Origin of the sequence: Vibrio mexicanus, assembly GCF_001012815.1 — a bacterium.
Taxonomy (GTDB): domain Bacteria; phylum Pseudomonadota; class Gammaproteobacteria; order Enterobacterales; family Vibrionaceae; genus Vibrio; species Vibrio mexicanus.
Genome location: NZ_JYJP01000012.1, coordinates 1 through 18,514 on the forward strand (window position 1 = coordinate 1; position 18,514 = coordinate 18,514).

Below are 18,514 nucleotides of genomic sequence, written 5' to 3' on the forward strand. Positions count from 1 at the left end.
GTAGATATAAAAAAGGCTTGGTTCATTGAACCAAGCTTTTTGTTTTTCTGTTGGCTAGCTTAATTATTGGCTGACAAGTCTTGGGTAGACCTTCACTAGCTTGATACGGTTCTCTTCAAGTTCAACGATTTCCATCGGGTGTTTCGCCACTTCAACACTGACGTGGTTATCTGGAATATCTTCTAAGTGCTCTAAGATCAAACCATTGAGTGTTCGTGGTCCGTCTGTCGGTAGTTTCCACTTCAGGCCCTTGTTGATATCACGAATGTTAGCACTTCCTTCAATCAAGAAGCTGCCATCTCCTTGCGGCGTGATCTCTTCAGACAAACTTGGTGCAATGGATGTGGTGAACTCGCCAATGATCTCTTCAAGAATATCTTCTAAAGTGACAAGGCCATTGATGTCGCCATACTCATCAACGATAAGACCAATACGCTGCTTATTGCGTTGGAATTTAAGCATCTGAACATTGAGTGGTGTGCTCTCTGGAATGTAGTATACCTCGTCAGCTGCTCGAAGCAGTGTCTCTTTGTTGAACTCATTCTTCTCAAGCATTAAGCGGTAGGCTTCACGTAGTCTCAGCATGCCTACGACTTCATCAATCTGGTCGCGATAAAGTACCACTCGGCCATGTGGAGAGTGGGTAAGTTGACGAACAATGGACTTCCAATCATCATTGATGTCGATACCGGTGATCTCATTACGAGGTACCATGATGTCGTTAACCGTGACGTGTTCTAGATCGAGAATAGAGATCAGCATGTCTTGGTGACGTTTAGGAATTAGGCTTCCAGCTTCGTTCACTACCGTGCGTAGTTCTTCAGAGCTCAAATGGTCTTCATCGTCGTGAGTAGCTTTGACGCCGATAAGGCGAATGAATCCATTGGTAATAAAGTTGACTAAGATAACCAGAGGTGAAAGCAGCTTCATCAAGATAGTGAGGACAATGCTGCTTGCATAAGAGACGCGTTCTGGATAAAGCGAAGCGATAGTTTTTGGGGTCACCTCTGCAAATACAAGCACCACCATAGTCAGCGCACCTGTGGCAATAGCGACACCAATGTCACCATAAATTCTCATGCCGAGTATGGTAGCAATAGCAGAAGCAAGAATATTAACGAGGTTGTTGCCTATAAGGATTAGGCCGATGAGACGATCAGGGCGACTAAGCAGTTTTTCAACTCGCCTTGCGCCTTTGTGACCTGTTTTAGCTAAGTGTCTAAGCCTGTAGCGATTCAGAGACATCATCCCTGTTTCTGAACCGGAGAAGTAACCTGAAATTACAATGAGACCCGCGAGTAGCGCAAATAAGATACCCGTTGAAATGTCATCCAAAACTTATCTTTTCCTTGTTATGTATTGATTAATTTATGACCGAATATGACGGCGGTGTCAATGGGAAATCATGTTGGTGATTGAGTGTAGAAAGGTGCCTTAAAAGCACCTTAAAATGAATTTAAGTGAGAATGATCTCTCTTACGAATCGACTTCCAAAGTAGGCCAAGGTTAACAATGTCGCGCCTGCGACAGCAAACCAAGTGACTTTACGGCCACGCCAGCCTTTTTGATAGTGACCCCAAAGTAAAATGGAGTAGATGACCCAAGCGATGAGAGACAAAATGCCTTTATGCGCTTTTCCTTGAGCAAACATGTCATGTACGAATGTAAAACCAGTCAGAAGTGTACCGGTCAGCAACGCCGTACCAATGAGAATGATCTTAAATAGCTGGCGTTCCACCATCATTAATGGAGGAAGATTTGGGTTCATAACCAGCGCTTTTTTGGCTTTAAGCTTGTGATCTAACCAAGCGAGTTGAATTGCATATAGCGCACCGATGGTGAGCGTTGAGTATGAGAATAGTGCTAATGAAATATGGATCAGAAGCTTAGGGTCATGTTCTAGATGGGTAATAAAGGTACTTGGAAGAAAAGCGGCTGCTAATAGGTTGATGGCAGCAAAGCTATAAACCACCGGGAGTAAGAACCATAACCGGGTTTTGAGCATCGCAAAGCTCATCACAACGGAAATGATGAAACTGATGAGTGACGCGACATTGAGAATACTGAGGTTTTGACCGCTTCCATTTAAGATCAAATCGCTTAATAACCAGACATGAAAAGTCAGCGCAAATGCAGCGCTTATAAAGACGGTTTTAGTGCGGATCCCCGTTTGATGGAGTAAGCCAGGTACAATGGTTGCGATAGCGAGTGAATAGAGTATAGCCGCCGCAACAGCGAACAAGTTGTCCATTATTCTCACAAAAACAGTTTATGAATAAAGGAATTATACCCTTCATCATGTCTGTGGGCTATGGCTGATAGGCAAACATTTGCGACAGATGAGAGATCAAAACCGATCTCGTTAACTAGAACGGGTATGACTAACAGATAGCCTAAGGTATACTCACGGTAATGATCGCCTGATAGCGAAGAGTAAAAAGATGTTTGAAAATTTAACGGATCGATTATCCAAAACGCTGAAAAATATCAGCGGTAAAGGTCGACTGACCGAAGACAATATTAAAGAGACGTTGCGTGAAGTGCGAATGGCACTTCTTGAAGCAGACGTCGCATTGCCTGTTGTACGCGACTTTATCAAGCGCGTAAAAGAAGGCGCGGTAGGTGTTGAGGTATCTAAATCTCTAACACCAGGCCAAGAGTTCATTAAGATTGTTCAATCTGAACTTGAAGCTGTTATGGGTGAGTCTAATGAGGCGCTAAATCTTGCGGCTCAACCACCGGCAGTGATTTTAATGGCAGGTTTGCAGGGTGCGGGTAAAACCACCAGTGTCGGTAAGCTGTCTAAGCTACTAACCGAGCGAGACAAGAAGAAAGTTCTTGTTGTTTCTGCCGACGTATATCGCCCTGCGGCGATTAAACAGTTGGAAACTTTAGCTGGTGATGTGGGTGTTGATTTCTTCCCATCAAGTGCCGACCAAAAGCCAATCGATATCGCGAACGCGGCTATCGACCACGCTAAGAAGAAATTTTACGACGTGCTTCTTGTCGATACCGCGGGTCGTTTAGCGGTTGATGAAGAGATGATGGCAGAGATCCAAGATCTTCATTCTGCTATCAACCCAGTAGAGACTCTGTTTGTGGTTGATGCCATGACGGGTCAAGATGCGGCAAACACAGCAAAAGCTTTTGGTGATGCGCTACCGCTAACCGGTGTGATCCTGACCAAAGTGGATGGTGATGCACGTGGTGGTGCGGCGCTGTCGGTTCGTCATATCACAGGCAAACCAATTAAATTCTTAGGTGTCGGTGAGAAAACCGACGCACTAGAAGCATTCCACCCAGAGCGTGTTGCATCACGTATTCTTGGTATGGGTGACGTACTGTCACTTATCGAAGATCTACAACGTAATGTTGATACCGATAAAGCTGAGAAGCTTGCGAAGAAGTTTAAAGAGAAGAAAGGTTTCGATTTAGAAGACTTCCGTGAGCAGCTAGGTCAAATGCAAAACATGGGCGGCATGATGGGCATGATGGATAAGCTGCCAGGTATGAGCAACTTGCCAGACAACGTCAAAGACAAAGTTGATGACAAGATGTTCAAACAGATGGAAGCCATCATCAATTCGATGACGATGAAAGAGCGTCAGCGTCCAGAAATCATCAAAGGTTCACGCAAAAAGCGTATCGCAGCGGGTTCAGGTACTCAGGTACAAGACGTTAACCGCATGCTAAAACAGTTCACCCAGATGCAGAAGATGATGAAGAAGATGCAGAAAGGTGGCATGAAAGGCATGATGCGTAACATGCAAGGCATGATGGGCGGTGGCATGGGTGGTATGGGCGGTGGATTTAATCCATTTGGTCGATAATTACTCAAACACAACAATCTTTTCAGTCTGTTAGCTAGTTCACAAACTTAAATCGCGATTTATGTTGGTGAAAAAATAGCTAAAGACCTTGCATTGCCTCGGAATAAGAGTAAAATTCCGAGGCTTTATTTTGGCACGAGACCCCAAGTTGTTCGTTAAAGAGTGGCTTCTGGGGTTAATTTTATTTTTGAGAAAGCAAAGAGGACGACATGGTAACCATTCGTTTGGCACGTCACGGCGCTAAAAAGCGTCCATTTTATCAAATCGTAGTAGCGGACAGCCGCAAAGCTGCAACTGGCCGTTTCATCGAGAAAGTAGGTTTCTTTAACCCTACTGCTACTGGTCAAGAAGAAGGTCTACGTCTAGACCTAGACCGCGTAAACCACTGGGTTGGTGAAGGCGCGTCTCTATCTGACCGCGTTGCTAAGCTAGTTAAAGACGCTCAAAAAGCGGCTTAATTTTTACTTTTAAGTAGAAGAATTAGCTTATGTCGATGAAAGGTAAAGAAACAATGAGTGAGCAAAACGAAAAAATTGTTATGGGCAAGTTTGGTGCTACCTATGGCATTCGTGGCTGGCTTAAAGTTTTTTCCTATACAGACAATGCTGAAAGCATATTTGATTACAGCCCTTGGTTTATTAAACAAAAGGGTGAGTGGGTCGAGTTCAAAGTGGAAACTTGGAAACGCCATAACAAAGGTATGGTGGCTAAGCTTGAGGGCTTAGATGTACGTGAAGACGCGCATCTCCTAACGAACTTTGAAATCGCAATTGACCCTGCGTCACTGCCTGAATTGTCAGAAGATGAGTTCTACTGGCGTGAATTGTTTGGAATGCAAGTAGTAACCGATAAAGGTTACGATCTAGGTGTGGTAAGCGACATTCTAGAAACTGGCTCAAACGATGTTCTAGTGGTGAAAGCAAATCTAAAAGATGCTTTCGGACAAAAGGAACGATTAATCCCGTTTCTTGAAGAGCAAGTGATCAAGAAAGTTGATCGCGAAGCTCAACGGATCGAAGTTGACTGGGATCCTGGATTCTAGCTCCAAAACTACAGAGCGAGAGAACACATGTGGGTTGGCGTAATTAGCCTATTTCCTGAAATGTTCCGTTCTGTTACTGATTTTGGAGTAACAGGTCAAGCGGTTAAAAAAGGTCTTTTATCGATTGAGACATGGAATCCTCGCGATTTCACTCACGATAAACATCGCACTGTTGATGATAGACCTTACGGTGGTGGCCCTGGCATGTTAATGATGGTTCAGCCTTTGCGCGATGCCATTCAAACAGCCAAACAAGCTTCACCGGGTAAGACGAAAGTCATTTACCTTTCTCCTCAAGGTCGAAAGCTCGACCAACAAGGAGTTGAAGAGCTGGCAACCAATGAGAACTTACTTCTTATTTGTGGCCGCTATGAAGGGGTAGATGAGCGCATCATTCAATCTGAAGTTGACGAAGAATGGTCAATTGGGGATTTTGTGATGACGGGTGGCGAGTTGCCAGCCATGACGTTGATTGATTCAGTATCTCGGTTTATTCCGGGTGTGCTTGGGGATTTTGCGTCAGCAGAAGAAGATTCTTTTGCCAATGGCTTGCTAGATTGCCCTCACTATACGCGTCCTGAAGTGTTAGATGGCGTTGAAGTACCGACGGTACTGAAATCCGGAAATCACAAGGACATTCGTCGCTGGCGACTCAAACAGTCGTTGGGCCGTACTTGGCTAAGAAGACCAGAACTCCTGGAAAACCTAGCTCTGACTGACGAACAGGAACAATTACTTGCCGAGTTCATTAAAGAACATCGAGTTAATAGCAAGTAACCTAATTTATTTAGTATCAGTTTATTCTAGGAATTTAAAAAATGAGTAACATCATCAAGGCTCTTGAAGAAGAGCAAATGAAACAAGACCTACCTACTTTTGCACCTGGTGACACAGTAGTAGTTCAAGTAAAAGTAAAAGAAGGTGACCGTGAGCGTCTACAGGCTTTCGAAGGCGTTGTAATCGCAATCCGTAACCGTGGTCTACACTCTGCATTCACAGTTCGTAAGATCTCGAACGGTGAAGGTGTTGAGCGTACGTTCCAAACTCACTCTCCAATGGTTGATAGCATTGAAGTTAAACGCCGCGGTGCAGTACGTCGTGCCAAACTGTACTACCTACGTGAGCGTTCTGGTAAGTCAGCTCGTATTAAAGAGAAACTTGCTAAGAAGTAATGCTATAACTAGCGTTCTCATAGAAAAAACGGAGGCAATTATGCCTCCGTTTTTTTATTTTAGGCACTATGCTGGTGGTATTTCACGATAGCTACGGCGTCGGTACTCATTTACTCTCGTAAACTCCGTTCCTCCTTCTTGCTCTCGTAAAATACTCCTGCGCATATCGCTCTAAAATACTGTAACTAAAATAAAAAAGCCGATGGTTTCACATCGGCTTCGTTTTATTCTCGCATCTCGCATCTCGCATCTCGCATCTCGCATCTCGCATCTCGCATCTCGCATCTCGCATCTCGCATCTCGCATCTCGAGTCTCGGAGCGAAGCGTTACTTTTTTTAGTACTGATCTTCCGACCAGCCATCTGAATCAGACATATCCGGTGCACCTGGGATGCTGTTTTCTTCGTCTGCCCATTCACCGAAATCGATCATTTGGCACTGTTTACTACAGAAAGGGCGGTGTGGGCTTTGTTCGCCCCATTCAACGTCGGTTCCGCATTGCGGGCACGGTACGATGGTCATTTTAGTCATGGTGTTGATTACTTTGTTTTGGGAGCTATTGCTTGATTATAGCAATTTGGCAGTGAGCTTTTGAATACTATGTTAGCTGCAAACAGCAAGTTCAAACTTGATGTCTTGCGAACAAGCTTGTCCAGAGTGAAACTCAATAAATTTAATAGCAAAGCGGCTCTTATGGCCCGATATCATCGGATAGACACCGTAATTGAGTGGGATGTTTAAACGCAGAATATTGGCTTCTTCGGCATCGCTTTGGAAAAAGCCCGCTTGAGCAACCTGCGGTTTAAAATGTCCAGTTTCACGTGTTAACTTCAGCCATAGCTTTAGCGCATCGGCAAGTGGAAGCAGGGTGTTTATCCACTGGTTTGCATCGTGAGTTTTACGCTCAATTGGCAAATGCAGCCAGTGGTGTAGAGCAGGAAGATCAAAACAGCAGGCACCACCGGGTAGGTTGAAGCGCTGTCTAATGGCGCTCAGGAAGCGATCTTCTTTCAGGCTTTGGCCAAAACGTTCAGCCGCCATTAGTTCGCTATGAACTTGATCCACTTCAGCTAATACATTGTTGAGCATCTCTTGATCGACACCCGGCACATCAAGCCAGCTTTTATACATCAACCTTTGCTTTTCAATGTCTTTTGCTAATTCACTTTTTAGCTGAATTTGCTCGAAGATCTCGAGAAGATCAAAAAGAGAGCGGAACAGTAAAAGGTGCTGTTGATCATCACTAAACTGCGAGGAAACTTGCAGTTGATTTAACAACGACTCCACACGAAGGTAGATTCGAGTTTTCTCGTTCAGTGGATGTTCAAAGTAATGAGTGGTCATTTAGCAAAGCCTTAGATATGTTCTCTTTTATTCTCACAAATTTTCACTGCTCATGGCTAGGTACTTTTTATGTAATTCTGTGATTTGCGGCAAAAGTTTTTCGTTTTCTGTATTGTTTTTAATCACATCATCCGCGCAAGCTAAGCGATCTTGTCGTGAAGCTTGTGAGCTAAGAATAGATTCTACCTGCGATCGCGAAACGTCATCGCGAGCCATGGTGCGTTCAATTTGAGTTTCTTTTTCAACATCAACCACTAACAACCGATTGACTAGGCTCTGCAAGCTATTCTCAACCATTAAAGGTACGACCAAAAGCGCGTAGGGTGAACTTGTATCTTCCAACTGCTTAATCATCAGTTGACGGATCATAGGATGAAGTAAGCCATTCAGCCACTCTTTGTCTTCTGGGCTTGAGAAGATGACTTCTCGCAGTGCACTTCGGTTTAAGGAGCCTTGTTCATCGAGTATCTGTTGACCAAATTTGTCAACGATAGCAGCAAGTCCGGGAGTCCCCATTTCCACGACCTCTCTAGCCACAACATCGGCATCGACAATATCAATATCAAAGTGCTCGTTGAACAGGTTTGCCACGGTTGTTTTACCGCTAGCGATACCACCAGTTAGACCAATAACGAAAGTCATTTATACCACTCCCAAAATGGTTGAAAAATACCAGTGGGTAATTTGGTCTCCCCAAATCAGGCTTAACCATCCTGCAATCGCAAGGTAAGGGCCAAACGGAAAGGCTTTATCGATACCGCGTTTTTGTAGCCTTAACTGAATCAAACCAAACACCAACCCAACAAGTGATGAAAGTAGAATAATCATAGGAAGATACTGCCAACCTAGCCAAGCACCTAAAGCTGCGAGCAGCTTAAAATCACCGTAGCCCATTCCTTCTTTGCCTGTGGTGAGTTTGAATGCCCAATAGACGCTCCACAAGGTTAAATAACCGGCCATCGCACCAATGATGGAGTCTGTTAGGGTAACAGGGCTAATTTCTGTGAGTGACAAGCCAATGCCTGCCCAGAGTAATGGGAGCGTCAGTTGATCGGGCAGCAGCATGGTATCGAGGTCGATAAAAGTCGCGGCGATCAGGGTAAAAGTAAAAAACAGTAGCGCAACACTAAAATAGCTAAAACCGAAGTGACTGGCGAGAATGAAGCACAGCCCTCCACTCAGCAACTCAACCAATGGATATCTAGGGCTAATCGGCGTGCTGCAATGTGCGCATTTCCCTCTAAGTAAAAGCCAACTAACAACAGGGACGTTATCTCTAATACGCAGCTGGGTGTTGCAAGAGGGGCAGGTTGAGCGAGGAGTACTAAGCGTATAAGTCCCTTGCGGCTTTTCTATTTGAGCGTCTGGAAAACTTTCTGCGCACTCATTTTGCCACTCCCTTTCCATAATGATGGGTAGTCGGTGAATTACGACATTGAGAAAGCTACCTATGATTAAACCAAAGAGAGCTGCCAGCGCAGGAAACAACCACGGGTAGTAAAGAAAAATGTCCATATCAAAGTCGGTTAAGTGAGCGAGTTGATTAGTTTATCCTAACACACTCATTAAGTTAAAGATTGGTAAGTACATCGCAACCACTAAGCCGCCTACAACGACACCTAAAAATAGAATGATGAGTGGTTCAAGAATTTTGCCAAGATTGTCCACCGTGTTGTCGACTTCAAACTCATAGATGGACGCGACTTTATTGAGCATATTATCGAGCTGACCGGACTCTTCACCGATCATCACCATTTGCAGAACCATTTCTGGAAAGGCTTGAGTATCTCGCATTGCCACGTAGAGCGGTGCACCTGCTGATGTGGCTTTATACACCTCTTCAACCGCCTCTTGGTAATAGCGATTACCTGCAGTTTTTGAAGTGGTTTTGAGGCCACTTAGGATAGGGATACCTGCCGCAAAGCTCGTCGCTAAAGTACGACTAAATTTGGCAATTGAAGCTTTACTAAGTACCCCACCGATAATCGGCAGTTTTAATGAAAGCTTACTTCCCCATCGCTGAATTGATGGGGAGCGGCTACGAAGAACCTTGAAAACAAACAGTGCGACGCCAGTCAGTAACAGTAATGGCATAGAGTAAGCTTGAACCCAGTGCGACAGATTAATCACACTCTGTGTAAATGCGGGAAGCTCGGTACCAAATCCTGAAAACATCGATTCGAACTCAGGCAACACCATAGTCAGCATGAGGTAACAAACTCCAATAGCGGTCAACATTACCATGCTCGGATAAATCAGCGCCTTGATGACTTTGGCGCGTAACTGTTCACTTTTTTCGCGATAGTCAGCCAAGCGCTCAAAGACTTCGGCCAGATTTCCAACTTCTTCGCCTGTCGATACAAGGTCGATGTATAAGGAATCGAAGTGCGAGCTAGCTGTGCGCATCGCTTTAGACAAGGGTGTCCCCGCCTCGACACTCTTTGTGATTTGCAGCAGGATGGATTTCATCTCGGCTTTCTTTTGATTATCGGTAATCAATCTAATCGATTGAATGATGGGAACACCTGTGGCGAGCATGGTGGCGAGCTGCCGAGTTAACGTGGTGATGTCTTTAGTGGAAACTTGATGAGAAAGTTTGGTGACAAAAGAGACACTAGTGCGTTTGATTTTTTTAATTTGTATGTGCTGCTCTTTGAGCTTATCTCTGATCTCCATTTCTGTCAGAGCAAGAGCTTGCCCTTTCACCCGTTTGCCTTGTGGGTTGATTCCCCGCCAGTGATAATTCTTAAGTGCTGCTGATTTGGCTTTCATCGCTTAAATCCTACAAGTAAAGCACACGTTGAAGTTCAGCGAAGCTGGTTATTCCCTCTCTGAGCTTTTCGATACCGGATTGGGCCAGCGTTTTCATTCCATTGCTCACCGCGATTTTTTCAATTTCAGGCACACTTGCACCTTGCAAAATTGCATTGGTTAACGACGCATTGAACGTCATCATCTCGTAGATACCCGTTCGACCTGAATAACCGCTATTACATTGGTTACACCCGTCCTTGTTAGCTTGATATACGATGGTTTCACTGGGAATGTGGTAGGAGTCTCGAACATTATCAGGGAGTAAGTGGGGGTGCTTACAATGCGAACATAAGCGACGTGCTAGTCTTTGAGCAACAATGAGACTGAGTGATGATACCAAGTTGAAGTTCTCAATCCCCATATTGTGCAGACGAACAATGGTTTCTGATGCGGAGTTAGTGTGCAGAGTCGATAATACTAAATGCCCAGTTTGTGCCGCTTTTACCGCTATCGATGCAGTTTCTAGATCGCGTATCTCACCGACCATCACGATATCTGGGTCTTGCCGTAGAAATGCTCTAAGCGCCTCAGCGAAGCCAAAGCCGATTTTAGGTTGTACTTGAACCTGGTTGATTCCAGTTAGGTTGATCTCTACAGGATCTTCTGCGGTTGAAATATTGACTTCAGACTTGTTTAACACATTCAGCCCAGAATACAGTGAAACCGTTTTTCCGCTTCCGGTTGGGCCGGTCATTAGGATCATGCCTTGAGGTTTTTTGAGTGCCTCTAGGTAAAGCTTCTTTTGCTCTTCACTGTAGCCAAGCCGATCAATATCAAGACTTGCCGCGCTGCTATCGAGCAGGCGTAGTACGATCTTCTCTCCCCACATGGTCGGTAGGGTAGAAACACGAATATCGATTGCGGTTAGTTCATCGAGTCGTAGTTTTATTCTTCCATCTTGAGGCAGACGCCGCTCTGCGATATCCAACTTGGCTAAGATTTTTAATCGGGCAGATAACCGGCGACTGAGGTGCGCGGCGGGTTGTTGGTTTTCAATCAAGATGCCATCGCAACGAAAGCGTATGCGATAGCTCGATTCGTAAGGTTCAAAATGAATGTCTGATGCGCCTTTGCGTACCGCATCCATCAAAATCTGATTGATGAAGCGGCTAACGGGAGAGTCATCTTGACTCAGGTCTTCAATACTCTGGTTTTCGTCGTCAGAAATATCAACAATGTTGGCCAGCTCATCTTGGCTTATCTCTTTTCCGGTGGAGCTTTGCTGACTTAGGCTATGGCCGTAGAGCCTGCGAATGGCTGCCTGTAGCGTATGGTAATCAACCAACACATATTCGACTTGTAAACCAGTAGCAAAGCGAAATTCATCTTCGAGCTGCCCATGAGTTGGGTCGGTAACGGCAAGGGTTAAGGTAAACTCGTCAGTACTGATAGGGAGAGCAAGAAAGCGGGTGATCAGCTCACGTAGGCCAAGTTGTTGGCAAAGTTCGACATAGTTGTATTGAGAAAGGTCAGCAATGGGTAGCCCCACCACCTCACTTAAACTAAAGGCAAGCTGCTGAGAGTCAAAGTGTTCAAGTGTTAGCAAGGCTTCGACTATCGAACAATTTGACTGCTTAGCATGAAAAACAACTTCAGACTCCTGCGTTTCAGACAGTAAGTTTGCCTGACGCAGGAGTTTGGAAAGGTTGGAGTGCATCCTTACTTATATTCCGCTGTCATAGCTACAACCAGTGACGTTGATCCCATCTCCATTGTGCTTACAGGTCCAATTCCCATCACTGGATCTAGAGAGTTTAATTTTGCTGCCAGTGCCACCACCTTGTGTGACTTCTGCTAAAATATTGTTTGAAGAACTAACTGCTCCAGAAGCGGCGGTTATGTTACCAATCCCAAATGACGCTGAAATAAAAGGAAATTCGTTCTCGAAAGCAATGCTATCTTCTGCTTTAGTCTTGTATGCGCTAGCAGAAGCGAGGGCTGTACCAAATGCTCCTTTCTTCACGTAGTCCTGATATTGGGGCACTGCAATTGCCGCCAATACCCCAATCACCGCCACAACAATCATCAGTTCAATAAGGGTAAAGCCTTTTACTTTTTTCTTGGTTTTATTCATTTTCACTCACCGTGTAAGGTTATTAATAGTAATGACGTAAAATTAATAACTTAGTTGCATATTTAGTATGCGTTCGATGAGCTTGCGCGAGTGATATTGTGAAACTTGATGAATAATTTCATCAAACTGACATATTGATTTGAACTGGCACTAAGAATTTGAGAGTGGAAAAGAAAAAGAGAGGCAAGCCTCTCTTCTATCAATATGAATTATATGCGTTTTATTAGAAAGCGTATGAGTTAAAACGCATGACTTAAAGCGCTTTTCCTGAAATGCATTACTTAAAACGCACTACTTAAAGCGCATAGATAGGTCCATAGCTTTAAGGTGTTTAGTCAAAGCACCAACAGAGATGTAGTCGACGCCCGTTTCAGCAAACTCACGTACGGTTTCCAGCGTGACATTTCCTGAGTTCTCTAGTGCTGCGCGGCCTGCGTTGATTTTTACCGCTTCACGCATCATGTCTGTAGTGAAGTTATCCAACATGATAATGTCTGCGCCTGCGTCAATGGCAAGTTGCAGTTCTTCAAGGCTTTCTGTTTCCACTTCAACTGGCTTACCAGGGTTAAGCTCTTTGGCCTTGGTAATAGCTTGAGTAATGCCACCACAAGCAATGATGTGATTTTCTTTAATTAGGTAAGCATCAAACACACCGATTCGGTGATTAAAACCGCCACCGCATGCCACGGCATACTTCAGCGCACTGCGAAGACCCGGAATGGTTTTGCGTGTATCAAGCAATCGACAGCCTGTGCCTTCGATTTGCTTAGCGTATTCAGCCGTAATCGTTGCACAACCAGAGAGCGTTTGAATGAAGTTCATCGCATTGCGCTCACCAGTTAGGAGCATTCTTGCACTGCCCGAAAGAGTGCAAAGCACCTGGTTTGGTTCAACCGTGTCACCATCTTTTACATGCCACTCGATCGTGACTTCGCTACCATTCTTTTGACTAGCTAGTTGCTTGAAGACTTCGTCTGCCCATGCTTGACCACAAAACACGCCGTATTCACGGGTGATAATGGTTGCCATATTGTGAGCATCTTCAGGAATCAGACTTGCGGTAATGTCAGCAGCAAGGTCAAGGCTACCACCAAGATCTTCTTTTAATGTATCGGCGACTGCGCGAGTGATCTCTAACGGCAGTTGCTGCTTCAAATAATCAAGGCGCTCTTGGCTATTATGTGTGTTTTTCATCGCAAATCTAATGTCTGAATTGAGTCGGGGTGGCATGATACGACGAGTTGATGTGAATTTCAGCCCTTTATCTCGTATTTAGTCACTAAATTGCTAAAATCGAATTTCATCAGCAGTAAAGGAATAGCACGCATGGTCGAGTCAGTGATTGATTCTAATGAACGTATTGATACTCAAGGTTGGTATTTAGCCGCGCGACACGTGCCATCGCCTTATTGCGATGAACGCAGCGACGAAGACGATATTTCATTGCTGGTGGTGCACAATATTAGCCTGCCTCCCGGTCAGTTTGGTGGCCCTTATATTGAACAGTTCTTCACCGGACAACTGAACCCTGATGAGCATCCCTTTTTTCAAGTTATCCATCAGATGGGGGTATCGGCGCACTGTTTGATTCGGCGCGATGGTGAAGTGGTTCAGTTTGTGCCGTTCAGTGCAAGAGCTTGGCATGCCGGCGCATCCAGTTTTGCAGGCAGAGAGAAGTGTAATGACTACTCAATCGGTATCGAGATGGAAGGCAGCGATTTTGTTGCCTATACCCAAGAGCAGTATGAGGCTTTAGCGACATTGACGCGCGTTTTACAACAGCGTTATCAGAAAATTACATCAGACAGAGTGACGGGGCACCAATACATCGCGCCGCTACGAAAGACAGACCCTGGATTGGTGTTTGATTGGATTAAATTCAGGTCTTTAACTCGTCAAAAAAGTAGCAATCAAGAATAAGTGTTGCATTACAGGCTAAGTAGTGAATATGGCTCATCGCATCACGTTGCGATAAGCCTAAAACGTTAGAGTGTGTCGTGGTATTCCACTAATACTTGCTCGACCCAATTGGCGATTCGCTCGTCGCTGAGTTCATATTGTGAGTCCTCATCGAGCGCTAAACCGACGAAGTGCTTACCGTCCTCAGTGAGGGCTTTAGAAGCTTCGAATTCGTAGCTGTCATCGTTTGGCCAGTAACCAATGAGTGAAGCACCAACAGCTTTCAGCTCATCATGAAGCATCCCCATCGCATCGAGATACCACTCGCCATAACCTTCTTGATCGCCTAAGCCGAATAACGCGACGCACTTGCCTTTTAGCGAAATGCCAGCGATTTGCTCCCATATAGCGCTCCAGTCCTCTTGGATTTCACCGAAATCCCAAGTCGAAATGCCAAACAACAGTAGGTCGTAATCATTGACTAGGATTAACGGCGAGTCTTTCACATTGTGGATATCGACCAGTTCTTCACCAATGATAGCTCGGATTTTTTCAGCCGCCATTTCGGTATAGCAGGTGCTTGAGCCGTAAAACAGTCCAATCTTCATAATTCACATATTTTGGTTGAGCAATGGGGGATTCTACCCACAAAATGTTGAGAATTGCAGCGCCTAAACATGTTTAATGTGAAATTTTATAGCTTTGCAGTGATTCGTCCCTTACTCTGAGTAAAGATAAACATGAGGTTTACTGTGACGAAAATAATGTCCCCTGATCAAGGCTAGTGGAACAATTTCTAGATGCGATGTGGATGGAGCGAGGCTTGTCAGAGAACACGCTAGCATCTTATCGAAATGATCTTAATAAGCTGTTGGTGTGGATGGCAGATGAGAATTATCGTCTAGACTTCATTAGCTTATCGGGTTTACAAGACTACCAAGCTTGGTTGGTTGACCAAGATTATAAACAGACATCACGCGCTCGAATGCTGTCTGCGATTCGTCGTCTATTTCAATACCTGCACCGAGAAAAAGTGCGTGCCGATGATCCAAGCTCACTTTTGGTGAGCCCTAAACTGCCTAAGCGTTTGCCGAAAGATCTCTCGGAAGAGCAAGTAGATGCTTTATTAGATGCGCCTGACCCTAACGATCCGATGGAGTTACGAGATAAGGCCATGCTTGAGCTGCTTTATGCGACGGGATTGCGCGTCACTGAGCTCGTCAGTCTGACTATGGAAAACATCAGCTTGCGCCAAGGTGTGGTGCGCGTGACAGGTAAAGGTGGTAAAGAGCGATTGGTTCCGATGGGAGAAAATGCCGTCGACTGGATTGAAACTTTTATCTCGCAAGGCAGGTCTGAACTATTAGCGGGAAACTCTTCAGATGTGGTTTTTCCGAGTAAGCGTGCAAGGCAAATGACCCGCCAGACCTTTTGGCATCGTATTAAACACTATGCGGTAGTCGCTGGAATTGATACTGAACACCTATCGCCACACGTATTGCGACACGCATTTGCCACGCATTTGTTGAATTACGGAGCGGATCTCAGAGTTGTGCAGATGCTCCTTGGTCATAGTGACTTATCGACAACGCAAATTTATACTCATGTCGCAACGGAACGACTGAAACAAATTCATAGTGAGCACCACCCGCGTGCTTAAAACATAGGTAACCAAATCAATGAGCGTACTTCGTTATTTAACCCTCCTCAGCCTACCTTTGATTGTGATGGGATGTAATGCTGAAAAAGAGAAGGCCTCTGCCGAAGCTTCAACCCAAGTCGAAGCGGTCGATACTGCATTTGATAAACAAGCCATTATGGATAAATTCACTCAGCTTGGTGCTAGTGTTGTGGATGTGAAGGCCTCAGAAGTGACCGGTTTAGTCGAAGTAGAAACCGCGGGAGGAACACTGTTTGCCTCTGCGGATGGCCAATATTTCTTCATGGGAACCCTTTATAAAATCGGTGAAGACGGTAAGTACGTTGATGTGATGGCAATGCGTCAAGCGCCTAAAAATGCGAAGAAGCTTGAATCTGTTTCAGACTCCGTTATTGAGTTCAAAGCTGACGACGAAAAATACGTTGTGACTGTATTTACTGATATTACCTGTGGCTACTGTGTTCGCCTGCATAATCAAATTGGTGGCTACAACGACCTAGGTATCACGGTTCGTTACATGGCATACCCACGCCAAGGCGCAACGGGTTCGGTTGCTGACCAAATGGCTGCGATTTGGTGTGCCGATGATCAGCAAACAGCGATGCATGATGCCAAGATTAACCGCCAGTCGATTGATCCAAATGGTGATATGGCCCAGTGTAAAGACACCGTCGCGAAACACTACAACTTAGGTCGCTCGTTGGGTATTAGTGGTACGCCATCTATCTTCCTACCTAGCGGTGAAATGGTCGGTGGTTATGTGCCGCCAGCTGAACTGTTAAATCGCCTAAACTAAAAGACATTAAGGAAGTAGGCTGAACTGTTAAGACCGTATCAGCCTACTTTTACCTCTATGATAGAAATTCAACGCAGACGCGAAGTTAATCTCGATCTCCTTCCCCAATCCATTGAACCATTATTGCGCCGTATCTACATCAGCCGCGGAATTGAATCCGAACAGCAACTAGAAAAAAGCGCTAGAGCATTGCACTCTTATCAGCAGTTTGCGGGCATTGATGCGGCAGTAGAGTTGTTGTTTTCCGCGATACAGGAACAGAAACGAATTATCGTCGTCGGCGATTTTGATGCTGACGGTGCCACCAGTTCCGCGTTATCGGTTTTAGCCCTGCGCATGCTAGGTAGCAATAATGTTGACTACTTAGTACCGAACCGCTTTGAAGATGGGTATGGTCTGAGCCCTGAGGTGGTCGATCAGGCCATCGATATCGGTGCAGAAGTCATCATGACGGTGGATAACGGCGTGTCTTCCATTGAAGGTGTCCGCTATGCCAAAGAAAAGGGGCTAAAAGTATTAGTAACAGACCATCACTTGCCGGGTAGTGAACTTCCGGATGTGGATGCGATGGTTAATCCTAACCTAGAGTCCTGTGCGTTCCCGTCTAAAGCGTTAGCGGGTGTTGGTGTTGCTTTCTACTTAATGATGGCCTTGTGCGTTCATATGCGAAAGGTCGGCTGGTTCGCCAATCAAGGTATGACTGAACCTAAGCTGATGGAGCTGATCGACCTAGTGGCTTTGGGCACCGTGGCAGATGTCGTAGCACTGGATGAAAACAATCGAATCTTGGTTCACCAAGGCTTACAGCGCATTCGTGCGGGTAAAGCTAGACCGGGTATTCAGGCTCTGATTGAAGTAGCAAAACGCGATGCGAGCCGTTTGGTTGCCTCTGACTTTGGTTTCGCATTGGGGCCAAGAATCAATGCGGCCGGCCGTTTGGATGACATGTCCTTTGGTGTTGAGCTTCTGATGAGTAACAACATCCATGCTGCACGTCGCATGGCAAGTGAACTAGATGGATTGAATCAAACTCGTAAAGAGATTGAAGAAGGCATGAAGCAAGAGGCGATGGCGTTTTGTGAGCGTCTGCAATTTGGTGAAAATGCCGAACTTCCTCATGGTCTAGTGTTATTCCAACGCGATTGGCATCAAGGTGTGATAGGCATTCTCGCTTCTCGAATCAAAGAGAAGTTTCACCGCCCTGTGATTGCTTTTGCTGATGGAGGAGAGGGCACCATTAAAGGTTCTTGTCGCTCGATACCGGGTTTACACATGCGTGACGCTTTGGACCGTATTGACACTCAAAATCCTGGTTTGATCATCAAGTTTGGTGGTCACGCAATGGCGGCGGGATTAACGATTCAAGAGAAAAACTTTGAACAGTTTTCAAAGTTGTTTGATCAAGTGGTGCGTGAAGAACTCGACGATGCAGCTTTGAAAGGCATCGTACTGAGTGATGGCGAGTTGGTTCCCGAAGAGTTCTCTATGCATACCGCTGAGCTAATTCGTTCCGGTGGCCCTTGGGGGCAAGCTTTCCCTGAGCCGATATTTGATGGTGAGTTCAAAGTGCTTCATCAGAAGCTGGTGGGGGAAAAGCACCTTAAACTGATGTTAGAGCCATTATTTAAAGGTCATCCAACTAACATTATGATCGATGGTATCGCGTTTAATGTTGACCTTAGACGCTGGCCAGATGCGTCGGTGAAAACGGTGCATCTCGCTATAAACTCGATATTAATGAGTTTAGAGGTAACCGTTCTTTACAATTAATGATCGAACATATCGAAGCTAAATAAGCTGATACCCAAGTGACTTCAAGATGCAGGATTCAGAGCGTTGTCACGGGGTCAAGTTCAAGGCAAATGACACAGCGGAATAACGGG

At 45.2% G+C, this 18,514-nt stretch carries 19 protein-coding genes and 1 pseudogene; 9 read left to right on the forward strand and 11 right to left on the reverse strand.

The window, feature by feature from the left end:
• Positions 1–63: 63 nt before the first annotated feature.
• A complete protein-coding gene (locus UA76_RS01385; protein ID WP_047042352.1) occupies positions 64–1,335 on the reverse strand; it encodes an HlyC/CorC family transporter in 1,272 nt (423 codons plus the stop codon).
• A gap of 121 nt (positions 1,336–1,456) precedes the next feature.
• Positions 1,457–2,251, reverse strand: a complete 795-nt coding sequence (locus UA76_RS01390; protein ID WP_047042354.1) for a cytochrome C assembly family protein — start codon at positions 2,249–2,251, stop codon at positions 1,457–1,459.
• Positions 2,252–2,441: 190 nt separating this feature from the next.
• Here UA76_RS01390 and ffh point away from each other — a divergent pair, with 190 nt between their 5' ends.
• From ffh to rplS, 5 genes are all read left to right on the forward strand, one after another.
• On the forward strand, positions 2,442–3,830 hold the full coding sequence (ffh, locus tag UA76_RS01395; protein WP_047042356.1) for a signal recognition particle protein: 1,389 nt from the start codon (positions 2,442–2,444) through the stop codon (positions 3,828–3,830).
• A gap of 209 nt (positions 3,831–4,039) precedes the next feature.
• Positions 4,040–4,288, forward strand: coding sequence for a 30S ribosomal protein S16 (rpsP, locus tag UA76_RS01400; protein ID WP_047042358.1), 249 nt, complete (start codon positions 4,040–4,042; stop codon positions 4,286–4,288).
• Between the two features lie 29 nt (positions 4,289–4,317).
• On the forward strand, positions 4,318–4,872 hold the full coding sequence (gene rimM / locus UA76_RS01405) for a ribosome maturation factor RimM (RefSeq protein ID WP_047042360.1): 555 nt from the start codon (positions 4,318–4,320) through the stop codon (positions 4,870–4,872).
• A gap of 27 nt (positions 4,873–4,899) precedes the next feature.
• Positions 4,900–5,649, forward strand: coding sequence for a tRNA (guanosine(37)-N1)-methyltransferase TrmD (gene trmD, locus UA76_RS01410; protein ID WP_047042363.1), 750 nt, complete (start codon positions 4,900–4,902; stop codon positions 5,647–5,649).
• 41 nt (positions 5,650–5,690) lie between these two features.
• Positions 5,691–6,044: a 50S ribosomal protein L19 gene (gene rplS / locus UA76_RS01415; protein WP_047042366.1), complete on the forward strand. Its 354-nt coding sequence runs from the start codon at positions 5,691–5,693 to the stop codon at positions 6,042–6,044.
• Between the two features lie 336 nt (positions 6,045–6,380).
• On the opposite strand, the gene yacG is transcribed toward rplS, so the two are convergent.
• From yacG to nadC, 8 genes are all read right to left on the reverse strand, one after another.
• On the reverse strand, positions 6,381–6,575 hold the full coding sequence (yacG, locus tag UA76_RS01420) for a DNA gyrase inhibitor YacG (protein ID WP_047042368.1): 195 nt from the start codon (positions 6,573–6,575) through the stop codon (positions 6,381–6,383).
• A 72-nt stretch (positions 6,576–6,647) separates the two neighbouring features.
• Positions 6,648–7,388, reverse strand: coding sequence for a cell division protein ZapD (gene zapD / locus UA76_RS01425; RefSeq protein WP_047042370.1), 741 nt, complete (start codon positions 7,386–7,388; stop codon positions 6,648–6,650).
• Between the two features lie 33 nt (positions 7,389–7,421).
• Complete coding sequence (coaE, locus tag UA76_RS01430; RefSeq protein WP_047042372.1) at positions 7,422–8,030, reverse strand: dephospho-CoA kinase; 609 nt, start codon at positions 8,028–8,030, stop codon at positions 7,422–7,424.
• Complete coding sequence (locus UA76_RS01435; RefSeq protein WP_047042374.1) at positions 8,031–8,903, reverse strand: prepilin peptidase; 873 nt, start codon at positions 8,901–8,903, stop codon at positions 8,031–8,033.
• 33 nt (positions 8,904–8,936) lie between these two features.
• Positions 8,937–10,160, reverse strand: coding sequence for a type II secretion system F family protein (locus UA76_RS01440; RefSeq protein ID WP_047042376.1), 1,224 nt, complete (start codon positions 10,158–10,160; stop codon positions 8,937–8,939).
• A 10-nt stretch (positions 10,161–10,170) separates the two neighbouring features.
• Positions 10,171–11,859: a type IV-A pilus assembly ATPase PilB gene (gene pilB / locus UA76_RS01445; RefSeq protein WP_047042377.1), complete on the reverse strand. Its 1,689-nt coding sequence runs from the start codon at positions 11,857–11,859 to the stop codon at positions 10,171–10,173.
• A gap of 6 nt (positions 11,860–11,865) precedes the next feature.
• Positions 11,866–12,276: a pilin gene (locus UA76_RS01450; protein WP_047042379.1), complete on the reverse strand. Its 411-nt coding sequence runs from the start codon at positions 12,274–12,276 to the stop codon at positions 11,866–11,868.
• Between the two features lie 291 nt (positions 12,277–12,567).
• Positions 12,568–13,470: a carboxylating nicotinate-nucleotide diphosphorylase gene (gene nadC, locus UA76_RS01455; protein ID WP_047042381.1), complete on the reverse strand. Its 903-nt coding sequence runs from the start codon at positions 13,468–13,470 to the stop codon at positions 12,568–12,570.
• Positions 13,471–13,602: 132 nt separating this feature from the next.
• Between nadC and ampD the strand changes: the two genes are divergently transcribed.
• Positions 13,603–14,196 carry a 1,6-anhydro-N-acetylmuramyl-L-alanine amidase AmpD gene (ampD, locus tag UA76_RS01460; protein WP_047042382.1) on the forward strand — a complete coding sequence of 198 codons (594 nt, stop codon included), beginning with the start codon at positions 13,603–13,605 and terminating at the stop codon, positions 14,194–14,196.
• A gap of 65 nt (positions 14,197–14,261) precedes the next feature.
• Here the strand turns inward: ampD and fldB are convergent, their stop codons facing one another.
• Complete coding sequence (fldB, locus tag UA76_RS01465) at positions 14,262–14,783, reverse strand: flavodoxin FldB (protein WP_047042384.1); 522 nt, start codon at positions 14,781–14,783, stop codon at positions 14,262–14,264.
• A gap of 197 nt (positions 14,784–14,980) precedes the next feature.
• Between fldB and xerD the strand changes: the two genes are divergently transcribed.
• From xerD to recJ, 3 genes and pseudogenes are all read left to right on the forward strand, one after another.
• On the forward strand, positions 14,981–15,835 hold the full coding sequence (xerD, locus tag UA76_RS01470; protein ID WP_047042387.1) for a site-specific tyrosine recombinase XerD: 855 nt from the start codon (positions 14,981–14,983) through the stop codon (positions 15,833–15,835).
• 19 nt (positions 15,836–15,854) lie between these two features.
• Entirely contained in the window at positions 15,855–16,631 is a 777-nt protein-coding gene (locus UA76_RS01475; protein WP_047042385.1) for a thioredoxin fold domain-containing protein, read from the forward strand.
• A 57-nt stretch (positions 16,632–16,688) separates the two neighbouring features.
• Positions 16,689–18,427, forward strand: a pseudogene (gene recJ, locus UA76_RS01480) (single-stranded-DNA-specific exonuclease RecJ).
• Positions 18,428–18,514: the final 87 nt, after the last annotated feature.

Bases quoted from the DNA above. Each gene is read 5' to 3' on its own strand.
- UA76_RS01390 (WP_047042354.1), bottom strand. From the start codon at position 2,251: ATGGACAACTTGTTCGCTGTTGCGGCGGCTATACTCTATTCACTCGCT.
- ffh (WP_047042356.1), top strand. From the start codon at position 2,442: ATGTTTGAAAATTTAACGGATCGATTATCCAAAACGCTGAAAAATATC.
- rpsP (WP_047042358.1), top strand. From the start codon at position 4,040: ATGGTAACCATTCGTTTGGCACGTCACGGCGCTAAAAAGCGTCCATTT.
- rimM (WP_047042360.1), top strand. From the start codon at position 4,318: ATGTCGATGAAAGGTAAAGAAACAATGAGTGAGCAAAACGAAAAAATT.
- trmD (WP_047042363.1), top strand. From the start codon at position 4,900: ATGTGGGTTGGCGTAATTAGCCTATTTCCTGAAATGTTCCGTTCTGTT.
- rplS (WP_047042366.1), top strand. From the start codon at position 5,691: ATGAGTAACATCATCAAGGCTCTTGAAGAAGAGCAAATGAAACAAGAC.
- yacG (WP_047042368.1), bottom strand. From the start codon at position 6,575: ATGACTAAAATGACCATCGTACCGTGCCCGCAATGCGGAACCGACGTT.
- zapD (WP_047042370.1), bottom strand. From the start codon at position 7,388: ATGACCACTCATTACTTTGAACATCCACTGAACGAGAAAACTCGAATC.
- coaE (WP_047042372.1), bottom strand. From the start codon at position 8,030: ATGACTTTCGTTATTGGTCTAACTGGTGGTATCGCTAGCGGTAAAACA.
- UA76_RS01435 (WP_047042374.1), bottom strand. From the start codon at position 8,903: ATGGACATTTTTCTTTACTACCCGTGGTTGTTTCCTGCGCTGGCAGCT.
- UA76_RS01440 (WP_047042376.1), bottom strand. From the start codon at position 10,160: ATGAAAGCCAAATCAGCAGCACTTAAGAATTATCACTGGCGGGGAATC.
- pilB (WP_047042377.1), bottom strand. From the start codon at position 11,859: ATGCACTCCAACCTTTCCAAACTCCTGCGTCAGGCAAACTTACTGTCT.
- UA76_RS01450 (WP_047042379.1), bottom strand. From the start codon at position 12,276: ATGAATAAAACCAAGAAAAAAGTAAAAGGCTTTACCCTTATTGAACTG.
- nadC (WP_047042381.1), bottom strand. From the start codon at position 13,470: ATGAAAAACACACATAATAGCCAAGAGCGCCTTGATTATTTGAAGCAG.
- ampD (WP_047042382.1), top strand. From the start codon at position 13,603: ATGGTCGAGTCAGTGATTGATTCTAATGAACGTATTGATACTCAAGGT.
- fldB (WP_047042384.1), bottom strand. From the start codon at position 14,783: ATGAAGATTGGACTGTTTTACGGCTCAAGCACCTGCTATACCGAAATG.
- xerD (WP_047042387.1), top strand. From the start codon at position 14,981: ATGTGGATGGAGCGAGGCTTGTCAGAGAACACGCTAGCATCTTATCGA.
- UA76_RS01475 (WP_047042385.1), top strand. From the start codon at position 15,855: ATGAGCGTACTTCGTTATTTAACCCTCCTCAGCCTACCTTTGATTGTG.